This window comes from Flavobacterium fluvii, assembly GCF_900129545.1.
GTDB classification, from domain to species: domain Bacteria; phylum Bacteroidota; class Bacteroidia; order Flavobacteriales; family Flavobacteriaceae; genus Flavobacterium; species Flavobacterium fluvii.
This window is the reverse complement of sequence record NZ_FQWB01000005.1, coordinates 79080-91054: the sequence shown is the minus strand read 5'-3', so window position 1 is coordinate 91054 and position 11975 is coordinate 79080. Positions and strand designations below refer to the sequence as shown.

Here is an 11975-nt window from a genome sequence, read left to right as displayed (position 1 = left end):
TATGATAATAGATACACTAAATAACGCATCAAAATACAGTGGCTTGAACCCTTTATTTGCAAAAGCATTTGATTTTATAAATCAAAATGACATTGCAACTTTAGAAAACGGAGTTATTCAAATTGAAGACGGCCTGAAAGTTATTGTAAGTACTGCAAATGGAAAAACTGCGGAAGCTAGTTTGGCCAAGTTTGAATGTCATGATAAAAACATAGACATTCAAGTTTGCGTAAATGGATTGGAAACTATAGCTTGGAAACCAAGAGAAAAATGTGTGACGCCAAATGGAGATTATAATCCAGAAAAGGACGTGCGTTTTTTTAATGATGCTCCCGACATGTATTTTCAATTAACCGATGGACAATTTGGAATATTTTACCCAGAGGATGTGCATGCTCCAATGATTGGAGAAGGAGAAATCAAAAAATTGGTATTTAAAGTTAAAATCTAAAAATAAAATGAGTAAAATTCAAAATGTAACAGATGCAATCGTAGAACAAGGAATGCTTCCTTTGTACTTCAATGCAGACGAAACCGTAACAATAGAAGTGTTAAGAGCAATTTACAGAGCTGGAATCAAAGCGGTTGAATATACAAGTCGTGGAGAAACTGCTTTAAGCAACTTCACTAAAATGGTTCAAGTAAGAAATGCAGAAATGCCTGGTTTATTGCTTGGAATTGGAACCATCAAAAACCTGCAACAAGCTCAAGAATATTTGGCTGTTGGAGCTGATTTCTTTATCAGTCCTGGTTTTGTTCCCGAAGTGGCTACTTTCTTGAAAAGCAAAGAAGTTTTATACAGCCCAGGTTGTATGACTCCTACAGAAATTATTGCTGCCGAAAATGCAGGAGTAAAATTCATCAAATTGTTCCCTGGAAACATGTTGGGACCTGATTTCTTGAGTGGAATCAAAGATATTTTCCCAAATTTAAGATTTATGCCTACAGGTGGTGTTGACACAACAGCCGAAAACATCGGTGGTTGGTTCAAAGCCGGAGTTTCTGCAGTAGGTATGGGAAGCAAATTAATCAGCAAACAATTAATGGCTGACAAAGATTACGCAACTATCGAATCTGAAACCAAAAAAGTGCTAAGTTTGATTCATTCTATTAAAAAATAATAGATGAAAACAGTAGTAATAACTGGTGCAGGAGGAGTTTTGTGTGGTACATTGGCAAAAGCATTGGCCAAACAGGGCTACCAAATAGCCGTTTTGGACTTGAAAAAAGATGCGGCAGATCGAGTTGCCGACGAAATCAATGCAGCAGGGGGCAAAGCCATTGGCTTTGCCGCCAATGTGTTGGAAAGAGACTCATTGGAAGCCGCCAAAAAAGAAGTCAACGAAAAATTGGGAAGCTGCGATATTTTGGTCAACGGAGCAGGAGGAAACCATCCATTGGGAACCACTTCTAATCCATTTTTGTTGGAGGAGGACTTGCTAAATGATACCGAAGGTTTCAAAACTTTTTTCGATTTGGACGCCGAAGGGATAAAATTTGTTTTCAATTTGAATTTTATCGGGACTTTATTGCCAACACAAGTTTTTTCAAAAGACATGATTGGTAAAAAAGGTTGCAGCATTTTGAATATTTCTTCGATGAATGCCTTTACACCTTTGACGAAAATACCGGCATACAGCGGCGCAAAAGCTGCTGTTTCCAATTTTACGCAATGGTTGGCAGTACATTTTTCAAAAGTGGGTATTCGTGTGAATGCCTTGGCTCCAGGGTTTTTCTTGACAGACCAAAACCGTGCTTTATTGACTACGGAAAACGGCGAATTAACACCTAGAGGGAATACCATCATTGGTCAAACCCCTATGGGAAGATTTGGAGAACCTGAAGATTTAATCAGCACCACGCTTTATTTATGTGATGACGCATCCTCTTTTGTGACGGGTGTCGTTATTCCTATCGATGGAGGTTTTAGTGCGTTTAGCGGAGTTTAAAAAACAGTACTTAAAATATTATATACATAAAGTATGGAACAAACATGGAGATGGTACGGACCAAATGATCCCGTAAAATTATCTGATGCCAGACAAGCCGGAGCTACTGGAATTGTTACTGCCTTGCACCACATTAAAAATGGTCAAGTGTGGGAAGTGGATGAAATCATGAAGAGAAAAAATGAAGTGGAAGCGGCAGGATTGACTTTTTCTGTTGTGGAAAGTATTCCTGTTCATGAGGATATCAAAAAGCAATCGGGTGATTATTTAAACTACATAGAAAACTACAAGCAAAGCATCAAAAACTTGGCAACTTGCGGTATTTATACTGTTTGCTATAATTTTATGCCTGTTTTGGACTGGTCTAGAACTGATTTGTCTTATAAAATGCCCGACGGTTCAAAAGCACTTCGTTTTGACATCAACGAATTTGCCGCTTTCGAATTATTCATTCTAAAAAGACCTGGAGCAGAAAACACTTATACAGAAGCGCAAAAAGAGAAAGCAAAAGCCACTTTTGAAAAGTTGACCGATGCCGATAAAGTAAAATTGCAACAAAACATTATTGCAGGATTACCGGGTGCAGAAGAATCCTATTCAGTGGAAGATTTCTTGAAAGTTCTTCAAGGATATGATGGTATTGATGCCAATAGGTTGAAAGAAAATTTATATTATTTCTTGCGTGAAATTGTGCCAGTGGCAGAGAGCGTAGGCGTAAAAATGGCAATTCACCCTGATGATCCTCCTTATCCAATTTTAGGTTTGCCTAGAGTTGTGAGTACGGAAGCGGATTTAATACAGTTGTTAAACGCAATTGATTCTCCATCAAACGGATTTACCATGTGCACGGGTTCTTACGGTGTTATTGCCGAAAATGATTTGCCGGGAATCGTGGATCGTCATGGAAGTAAAATGAATTTCATACATTTGCGAAGCACGCAACGCGATGCTGAAGGAAATTTCTATGAAGCCAACCATTTGGAAGGCGATGTAGATATGTACGAGGTAGTGAAATCTATCCTTAAAGTGCAAAAACAAACAAAACGAATCATTCCGATGCGTCCGGATCACGGACATCAAATGTTGGATGATTTGAACAAAAAAACAAATCCAGGTTACTCAGGAATTGGCCGTTTAAGAGGTTTAGCCGAATTGCGTGGATTAGAGATGGGAATAGAAAAAAGCCTGTTTCAATAAAATTAAATTAATATAAACATTTAGGCAAAAGAGATCCTTATTCTCTAACCAATTAAAAAAAAGACCACTAATGAGCAAAACAAAACAATCAATTGGAAATTACCGCTGGTCAATTTGCGGTTTACTCTTTTTTGCAACGACGATCAACTACTTGGACCGACAAGTACTTTCCTTGACATGGAGCGATTTCATAGCACCAGAATTCCACTGGACAAATAATGACTACGGAAATATTACAGCTTTATTCTCTATTTTTTACGCAGTTTCTTTATTGTTTGCAGGGAAATTTGTAGATTTTATGGATACCAAAAAAGGTTTTCTATGGGCTATTGGTGTATGGTCTATTGGAGCTTGTTTGCACGCTTTTGCAGGGATTGCAACATCAGGATGGATAACAGGAAATTGGTTTGTTGGTTTTGAAGGAGCTAAAGAAGCTATTAGCACCGTAAATGATACAGCCTTGGTAATTAACGTGAGTGTTACCTTGTTTATTTTTGCTCGTTTTGTTCTGGCGGTTGGAGAGGCAGGAAACTTTCCTGCAGCTATTAAAACAACAGCTGAATATTTTCCTAAGAAAGACAGGGCTTTTTCTACCAGTATTTTTAATGCAGGTGCCACAGTGGGAGCATTGGCTGCCCCAATAACTATTCCGTTTATTGCGGAAGCTTTTGGTTGGGAAATGGCTTTTATCATTATTGGAGCTTTAGGTTTTGTTTGGATGGGATTTTGGATTTTTATGTATGATAAACCAGAGAGACACCCAAGAGTTAATGCAGCTGAATTGGAATATATCCAACAAGATGATGTAGCCGACAGTAAATTAGTGGGTTATGTGCCTGAAACAACTATCAAAGTAACTTTCAAAGATTGCTTTAGATACAAACAAACATGGGCTTTTGCTTTTGGTAAGTTTATGACAGACGGTGTTTGGTGGTTTTTCTTGTTCTGGACTCCAGCTTATTTAAAATCTGTTTATGGCATGGATTCTACTGAAGCTGCTTTTCCTTTATTTGTACTTTACATGATTACTTTGCTTTCAATTATTGGAGGTTGGTTGCCAACTTATTTTGTTGACAAGAAAGGAATGAATCCTTACGAAGGAAGAATGAGAGCGATGTTGATTTTTGCATTTTTTCCATTATTGGCATTAGTGGCGCAACCTTTAGGATATATTAGCTATTGGGTACCCGTAATTATTATTGGTATCGCTGGAGCTGCACACCAAGCTTGGTCTGCTAATATTTTCACGACAGTTGGAGATATGTTCCCTAAAAAAGCAATTGCCACCATCACGGGTATTGGAGGTTTAGCAGGAGGTTTAGGTTCTACTTTAATCAACAAAGGTTCTGGAGTGTTATTTGATTTTACTCATAGAAATTGGACTACTGTGGATGGTCAACCATTTTTGGAAAAATTCCCACAATATGTAACAGAGCCAATACCTGAAACTTTTTTTGCAGAATTAAAGAAAACAGGAGTGGTAATTTCTGATGGTATCGACACGGGATACATGATTATTTTCTCTATCTGTGCGGTTTGTTATTTAATAGGCTGGACAGTAATGAAATCATTAGTTCCTAAATATGCACCTATCAAGGATTTGTAGGTCATAGAAATAAAATAAAATTAAAATAACCCTGAAGTTTACTTCGGGGTTATTTTTTGACCAAAGTTGAAATGCAAAATTCTTGTGATATTATGTCCTATTTGGATATTAATGGCTTAATTTTGAAAGCCAAATTTTTTATATCATTTAAAATTACACAAATATGAAACTAACACAAGTTATTAAAATCCTGATCGTTTTTCTAATGACCCAACAATCGATTATGGGACAAGAGGCAAAAAAAGAGGTGACTTTGCCAAAAGAAAAGTATACAATTGAAAATTGCGTCAATCACTTTGAGTTGGATAAAGCCACAAAGAACAAAGTGGGGTATCAATATTGGTTTATCGACAAGAATTTTATCGATGGAAATACGCTTAAAATGAGCATCGTTGGGCCACGTTTATCGACACATGCACCGCATAGACATATTGAAGAGGAATTCTTTTTTGTTTTGGAAGGAACTGCTACTTTTTATTTGGATGGAAAAACGGTAACGGCAGGACCTTATACCAGTTTTTATTGTCCTTCCAATGCGGAGCACGGAATCAGTAATGCAGGAGACACGGAATTGAAGTATCTGGTGATGAAAAAATACCAAAAAACGGAATAGTCTACTATAGACTATTCCGTTTTTTTAAGTTTACTTGTTGAATATCACATTTTCCTGTTCCAAAACCCGAATAAAAGTTGTTCTCTTGGTCAGCTCTTTCAATTTGGATGCGCCAACATAAGTACAAGTACTTCGAATACCGCCAAGAATATCTTTCAAAGTAGCACTAACATGACCTTTAAAAGGAACCTGAACAGTTTTTCCTTCGCTGGCGCGGTACTCAGCGACACCACCCACGTGTTTGGTCATTGCCGTTTCGGAACTCATTCCGTAGAATTTTTTATATTTTTCGCCTTCAATTTCAATGAGCTCGCCACCACTTTCGGTGTGTCCAGCCAACATTCCTCCGAGCATTACAAAATCGGCTCCGGCGCCAAAAGCTTTTGCCACGTCTCCCGGAGTGGTGCATCCGCCATCGCTGATGATGTGTCCTCCCAATCCGTGGGCTGCGTCGGCACATTCGATAATGGCAGAAAGTTGGGGATAACCAACGCCTGTTTTTACCCTTGTGGTACAAACTGAACCTGGACCAATTCCCACTTTCACGATATCGGCGCCGGCCAACAATAATTCCTCGACCATTTCGCCGGTAACCACGTTTCCTGCTATAATTACTTTGTCGGGATATTGTTTTCGTGCTTGTTTCAGGAAATTCACGAAATGCTCCGAATAACCATTGGCAACATCAATGCAGATGAATTTTAGTTGTGGATTTTGTTCAAATATTTCGCCTATTTTTTTGAAATCGCTTTTGCCGGTTCCAGAACTGACGGCAATATAATCTTCAATATTCTCTGGAGCATTTTTCATGAAATAGGTCCATTGATTGACTGTATAATGTTTGTGAATGGCCGTAAAAAGGTTTTCTTTGGCCAATGCCAATGCCATTTCAAAAGTGCCCACAGTATCCATGTTGGCTCCCATAATGGGTACGCCAGACCAGCTGACGGAACCGTGTAAAAACTTGAAATCCCTAAGTAATGAAACCTCGGATCTGCTTTTTAAAGTAGAACGTTTGGGCCTAATCATTACGTCTTTAAATCCTAATTTGAGTTCGGTTTCAATTCTCATGATGTTAATTCTTAGGTTGTCTAACAAATGTATTAATTTAATAAAAAAGGGAAGAAGAATAAAGGCTAAATGTTTGCAGATTCTTTAATTATTTTTAAACCATATAAGGCATATAAGTTAGAGTTTTTTTGTTTGTTGTACTTGTGTAATGTCATTTCGTTTAGATTTTAATCCGTCACTTCGAGTGGTCCCGCTTTTGGGCAGGATTGTATCGAGAAGCCTACACGGATAGTATTCTCGATACATTTTATTAAAAAAGCTGTCGCATTTTTAATAAAACACTCGAATTGACGAATTTTTAACTTAATAATATTGTGCTTTGCGTGAGGGATTACTTCACTTAATTTTTATTTTCATCGGAGTTCAGTGAACTTCGTTTGTAGTGGAGCTCTTTTTGGGAGCGGCGGTTTTTAGACGCTTCCAAAAAAGCGGGAACGGAAAGCCCGACCCGAAGTTGCGAGGAGGAATGACGAAGCAGTCTGCAGGGTCACGCCCAAAAGGGGATGATGATTCTTATTTGGCTTTCTTTTTGACTAGTCGATCCACTCGATACATAAGAATTATGGACAGGATTAAAACGAAAATGATTATGATTCCCAAGGTGTCGTAATGTTCCAAAGGACTCAATTTGTTTTTTTGTACCACGATTGTACCTGCAAAAGCGGCTGCAATGCCGCCTGCTATTTGTTGCAACGAGGAATTAATGCTCATAAAAGCGCCTCTGTCCTGCACATCGGGGATGGAAGTAACCAAAGCCGTGGAAGGCACTATGCGGCTCATGATTCCTGCCATCATCAGGACATTGAAAACAAGGACCAAATAAAAAGGGGTAACGCCAAGATTAGTGTAAACCCCCACCATTATCATAGTCCATATTGAGGCAAAAGCGAATATTTTGTATTTGTCTATTTTGTCGCTTAATTTTCCCACTAGCGGCATAATTATCAATGTAGATAAACCGGCGACCATAAACATCATGGGTAATTGATGCTCGGTAATTTTTAAATTATTGATGGCGAATGCACTTCCAAATGGCATCATCATGAAACCGCCAATGGAAAGCAAAGCCGTGGCAGTAAATCCAATTCGATAATCCTTTTTGGCAAGGGTGTGGATTAAGTGCAGAAAAGCAGATTTGTCTCGTTGCACTTCCAAATGTTTCGTGATTGGTTTTAGTTTGACGGCAATTGCGACAGCCACGATTCCAGCCATACCAGCTACCCATAAAAAGGGAGCGTGCCAACCCCAGGCATTGGCAAGATACAACCCAATTGGAATTCCCAAAATCTGGCTTGCCCCAAATCCCATTTGAACAAATCCCATAACTCGGCCACGTTGTTGAAGACTGAATAAATCGGCAACTATTGCCATGGAAATGGAGCCAATAACGCCTCCAAACAAACCCGTCACTATTCTGGCAGCCAGAAGTAAAGGATAGGAGTTGACGATTCCGCAGAGAATGGTTCCAATGATGAAACCAATATAAAAAAACAACAAAAGTTTTTTTCGATCGAATTTATCGGCAAATCCTGCCGTGAGAAGACCGGAGATTCCTGCGCTAAAGGCATAAGCGGAAACGACCAAGCCAAAAGGTGCCGGTTTTAAATCCAGTGATTTCATTAGAATGTCACCCAGTGGAGACATTACCATAAAATCGAGAATCACGGTAAATTGTGTAATGGCAAGTATGAAAACAGCAAATTTTTGATAGGCTGTGAAAGGTATCGATGCTGTTTGTTTTTCCATTTTTAATTTTTTTAATCTTTGCCAAAATTTTGATCTTCGACAAAGATATCAAACCAATCCCGTTTTTTGTTTATTCCAATGAAGCGCATTTGAAATTTTGATTCTCGACAATGTTGATTATTTCCTCTTCGGACAAGGTTTTGCTTATGATTCGCAATACACAATCGACGTCTTCTTGGTCAATATTCCATTTCTCGATGGCAGGATTTTTATCCAATGCTGCGCTTATCGTTAGCTTGTCGGTTACGGTTCGGATATTGGTGGCGAATACCAATATGTTTTCTGTCAGGTTTTCCATGGCTGTATTGTTTTATGGTGTCAATGCTTTTATTACTAATTCAAATGCTTCCTCGGCAGCTTCTTTGGTAAGCTCAAAAGGCGTTCCAGCCATACTTTTTCCTTCATTGTGGAAACGGAGCAAAGAATATAATGGACCGTAGGCTATACTCCAAAATATCTCTTTGGATATGGGCATTAATTCTTTTTTGTCAATGGAATTTTTTATAAATTCAGTCATTATGGATTTAAAATCACACAGACTTTCTTTCATGATATAATCTCGATAACTGGAGTGACTCAAAAGCTCCCAACAAGCAACATTCAAAGGGTATTTGATGACAAATCGTGCCCTGTTTTCCCATTGTTTGCGTAACCCATCCTTGAACGACATGGTGGGGGAGAAATCTTTGACCATTTCATTAAAGAAATTTTGTCCAATTTCGATACCGATTTTTTTTATCAAGTCTTCCTTGTCGGTGTAATAGATGTACAAAGTCGCCACCGAAACGCCGCTTTCCTTTGCCAACCGATTCATTCCAAAGCCTTCAATGCCCAATTTCACCATCATTTCTATGGCTTTCTGTTTGACGAGCTCTTCTTTGTTTGTATCTCTAGTTCGCATTGTTTTTATTTTTAAAGGAGCAAATGTATTGAATATAAATGAATGTTCGCTTATTTATGAATAAAAAAAAATCCGAAGTCATGAAACTTCGGAGATTTGATGTAATTATGACCAAGAAGGATGCAACAAATAGGATTGCTTCGTTCTTCACAATGACTTTTTAACCCAACACGTGTGATGCCAAAACCATGTGCACGTCATATACGTTTACCGATTTGTTGAATTGTTTCCTGATACTGGGTTGTGTTTCGCTGGAAACCCAAATTTTAAGTTCTGCATCCAAATCAAAAGTACCCGCAGTTTCAATGCTGAACCTGGAAATACTCTTATAAGTAACGGATTTGTATTCGACTTTGCTGGCGGTCAAACCTTGTTTTTCGACCAAGATCAAACGTTTGGTGGTAAAGATGAATACATCGCGAATGAGTTTGAAACCCAATTCTATTTCTTCTCCTTCAATTAATAATTTGCTGTAGTCTTTCATTAAACTTTCTTGGCTTACTGCTCCGGCGTTGCCTAACAAGGCTGAAAAAAATCCCATAATGATGTTTTTATTTGTTATTGTGTGAGTTTTGTTTGATATTTCAAAAGTAAACTTTTGCGGGCAGTTTTGAATAAAAAAGGCAACAATTGTTTTGACCACGGAAATTGGGTAAACCCTTGAGTTTTCAAAATAGTCGTAGATTTTTTTCGAAACATTACCATTCAATTAACACAAACGAATAGGCGGTTTTTTACTGTAAAAGAGTAATTTTACTGAAATCCAAAAATTTAATGACTAATACGATTCCCATTTCCTTATTAGAGTTGGCCTTGGTTTCCCAAGACAGCAATGCCGCCACAACATTCGAAAAAACAAAAGAACTAGCCCAAATGGCGGATACTTTGGGATACAAACGATTTTGGTTGGCGGAACATCATAACATGCCTCATGTGGCCAGTGCGGCAACGGTGGTTTTGATAGGCTATATTGCCGGTCAAACCCAACATATTCGAGTGGGGTCTGGCGGAATCATGTTGCCCAACCATTCCCCGCTCATCATTGCGGAACAGTTTGGAACACTGGAAACCCTTTATCCCAACCGTATTGATTTGGGTTTGGGAAGAGCACCCGGAACCGACACGCAGACAGCCCTGGCCATTCGGAAAGATTTCTATGAACAATCCCAACAGTTTCCGCAAAATGTGGAGGCTTTGGAGGCTTATTTTTCTGTGGAGAACGCCATGGCAAAAGTGCGTGCCTTTCCTTCCGAAGGCGCGAATGTTCCCATTTGGATATTGGGATCGAGTAGGGAGAGTGCTGTTTTGGCGGCATCCAAAGGTTTGCCTTATGCGTTTGCGGGACATTTTGCCCCCAGAGAAATGTTGGTGGCTTTTCAATTGTATCGCGATAATTTTCAGGCGTCCGAGTTTCTGGAACGTCCCCATACAATGGCTTGTGTCAATGCCATAGCGGCCGACACGGATCAAGAAGCCGAAATCCTTTCGACCAGTTTGTATCAAATGTTTGGGAACTTGGTGCAAAACAATAGAAAACCGTTGCAACCACCAGTCGAGTCATTGACCCAGCTGATGAATGGAATGAGCGAAGAAGCCCGTTTTCAGGTCAACCAAATGACGGCTTGTTCGTTTGTGGGAAGCAAGCAGACCTTGACTGCGGAATTAAAAGAGTTTATCGGTTATTCCCGTGTGGACGAATTGATGATTAACAGTGCCATATTTGACCATCAAGATAAACTGAAAAGCTTGCGCCTGCTCAAAGAAGTTGTGGATGAAATAAATGGCACCAATTAAAACCGCAATTTTTATTTGCATATCCACTACTTATTTTTATTTAAGTGGTTCAGCAATTCCTATTAAAATCCCTTCGGGTCCACGAATGTAACAAAGTCTATAAGCGTCTTGGTATTGCACAACTTCTTCGACAAGTTGTGCGCCGTGCTTATAAAGTCTTTCGAGCATATCGTCTATGTCGGCAACCGCAAACATGACGCGCAAATAACCCAAGGCATTTACCGGAGCGTTGCGATGATCTTCAATTACTTTCGGATTAATGTATCTACATAACTCCAGTCGGCTGTTTCCGTCTGGTGTAACCATCATGGCAATTTCCACGGATTGATTGCCAAGTCCTGTTACACGACCGGCCCATTCGCCCTCAATCATTGCTCTTCCTTCCAACTCTAGGCCGAGTTCAAGGAAAAAAGAAATGGTTTCGTCAAGAGATTCCACCACAATTCCGACATTGTCCATTCTAAGCAAATTATTTTTTGTCATGGTCTAAAATTTATTTTAAACGGATTTTCTTTAAGTTGCTATAATATCCCGCTACTACAACGAGTTTTGGATTAAATTAAGCCCATTATTCAATCAAGTATTAGTTAATTTTCGCTTATGGTTTCCCTTTATGGTTTGGGTCTAAATCCACCATCCATTCAATGCCGAACTTGTCTCTAAACATTCCAAAATAGGAATTCCAAGGACTGTTGCCAATGGGCATTTCAATAGTTCCGCCTGCTGAAAGTCCGTTGAATAATTGGTCGGCTTCTTCACGACTTTCTGCACTGATGGAGATTTTGGATCTGTTTTCATTTTCATTTACTTGTCCCATGCTTTCCGGAATGTCATTGGCCATCAAAATGTTTTGGCCAATGGGCAAAGCAATGTGCATAATCTTGTTGGCATCATTTTCGGCTACCGGAAATTCGGGGCTTGATAGGTCTTTTAAGCGTATAATCTTTGTGAACTCTCCACCAAATACCGATTTGTAAAAATTAAATGCTTCTTCGGCATTTCCGTTGAAGTTAATGTGCGGATTGATAAGTGCCATAATTTATATTTTTAAGTGTTTTTTTTTCAGCTGCTATATTTGCTACACGAGCGAAACCGACG

Annotated in this window: 14 protein-coding genes; 7 read left to right on the top strand and 7 right to left on the bottom strand. The window is 39.0% G+C overall.

Features of this window, described 5'->3' with window-relative positions:
- The first annotated feature begins 1 nt into the window (after position 1).
- The 6 genes from BUC16_RS12110 (at position 2) to BUC16_RS12085 (ending at position 5365) form a co-directional block, all read left to right on the top strand.
- Positions 2 to 451, top strand: a complete 450-nt coding sequence (locus BUC16_RS12110) for a NanQ anomerase/TabA/YiaL family protein (protein WP_073370917.1) — start codon at positions 2 to 4, stop codon at positions 449 to 451.
- 7 nt (positions 452 to 458) lie between these two features.
- On the top strand, positions 459 to 1121 hold the full coding sequence (locus BUC16_RS12105; protein ID WP_073370916.1) for a beta/alpha barrel domain-containing protein: 663 nt from the start codon (positions 459 to 461) through the stop codon (positions 1119 to 1121).
- A 3-nt stretch (positions 1122 to 1124) separates the two neighbouring features.
- A complete protein-coding gene (locus tag BUC16_RS12100) occupies positions 1125 to 1949 on the top strand; it encodes an SDR family oxidoreductase (protein WP_073370914.1) in 825 nt (274 codons plus the stop codon).
- A gap of 33 nt (positions 1950 to 1982) precedes the next feature.
- Entirely contained in the window at positions 1983 to 3146 is a 1164-nt protein-coding gene (gene uxuA / locus BUC16_RS12095; protein WP_073370913.1) for a mannonate dehydratase, read from the top strand.
- A gap of 70 nt (positions 3147 to 3216) precedes the next feature.
- Complete coding sequence (locus BUC16_RS12090; RefSeq protein ID WP_073370911.1) at positions 3217 to 4752, top strand: MFS transporter; 1536 nt, start codon at positions 3217 to 3219, stop codon at positions 4750 to 4752.
- Between the two features lie 163 nt (positions 4753 to 4915).
- Positions 4916 to 5365, top strand: coding sequence for a cupin domain-containing protein (locus tag BUC16_RS12085; protein ID WP_073370910.1), 450 nt, complete (start codon positions 4916 to 4918; stop codon positions 5363 to 5365).
- Positions 5366 to 5395: 30 nt separating this feature from the next.
- On the opposite strand, the gene BUC16_RS12080 is transcribed toward BUC16_RS12085, so the two are convergent.
- The 5 genes from BUC16_RS12080 to BUC16_RS12060 all read right to left on the bottom strand — a co-directional run bounded on the left by BUC16_RS12080 (position 5396) and on the right by BUC16_RS12060 (position 9624).
- Entirely contained in the window at positions 5396 to 6436 is a 1041-nt protein-coding gene (locus BUC16_RS12080) for a GMP reductase (RefSeq protein WP_073370908.1), read from the bottom strand.
- A gap of 513 nt (positions 6437 to 6949) precedes the next feature.
- Positions 6950 to 8182: an MFS transporter gene (locus tag BUC16_RS12075; RefSeq protein WP_073370907.1), complete on the bottom strand. Its 1233-nt coding sequence runs from the start codon at positions 8180 to 8182 to the stop codon at positions 6950 to 6952.
- A gap of 70 nt (positions 8183 to 8252) precedes the next feature.
- The gene (locus BUC16_RS12070; protein WP_073370905.1) at positions 8253 to 8480 is read right to left on the bottom strand and encodes a hypothetical protein; all 228 of its coding nucleotides are present in this window, start codon (positions 8478 to 8480) and stop codon (positions 8253 to 8255) included.
- A 12-nt stretch (positions 8481 to 8492) separates the two neighbouring features.
- Positions 8493 to 9083 carry a TetR/AcrR family transcriptional regulator gene (locus tag BUC16_RS12065; protein WP_073370904.1) on the bottom strand — a complete coding sequence of 197 codons (591 nt, stop codon included), beginning with the start codon at positions 9081 to 9083 and terminating at the stop codon, positions 8493 to 8495.
- Between the two features lie 160 nt (positions 9084 to 9243).
- Complete coding sequence (locus tag BUC16_RS12060) at positions 9244 to 9624, bottom strand: PH domain-containing protein (protein ID WP_073371241.1); 381 nt, start codon at positions 9622 to 9624, stop codon at positions 9244 to 9246.
- A gap of 233 nt (positions 9625 to 9857) precedes the next feature.
- On the opposite strand from BUC16_RS12060, the gene BUC16_RS12055 reads away from it, so the two are divergent.
- Positions 9858 to 10877 carry an LLM class flavin-dependent oxidoreductase gene (locus BUC16_RS12055; protein WP_073370902.1) on the top strand — a complete coding sequence of 340 codons (1020 nt, stop codon included), beginning with the start codon at positions 9858 to 9860 and terminating at the stop codon, positions 10875 to 10877.
- Between the two features lie 36 nt (positions 10878 to 10913).
- Here BUC16_RS12055 and BUC16_RS12050 read toward each other — a convergent pair whose 3' ends face one another.
- Together BUC16_RS12050 and BUC16_RS12045 are read right to left on the bottom strand one after the other, a co-directional pair.
- Positions 10914 to 11360, bottom strand: a complete 447-nt coding sequence (locus tag BUC16_RS12050) for a VOC family protein (RefSeq protein WP_073370900.1) — start codon at positions 11358 to 11360, stop codon at positions 10914 to 10916.
- A gap of 115 nt (positions 11361 to 11475) precedes the next feature.
- Positions 11476 to 11913: a VOC family protein gene (locus BUC16_RS12045; RefSeq protein ID WP_073370899.1), complete on the bottom strand. Its 438-nt coding sequence runs from the start codon at positions 11911 to 11913 to the stop codon at positions 11476 to 11478.
- Positions 11914 to 11975 lie beyond the last annotated feature (62 nt).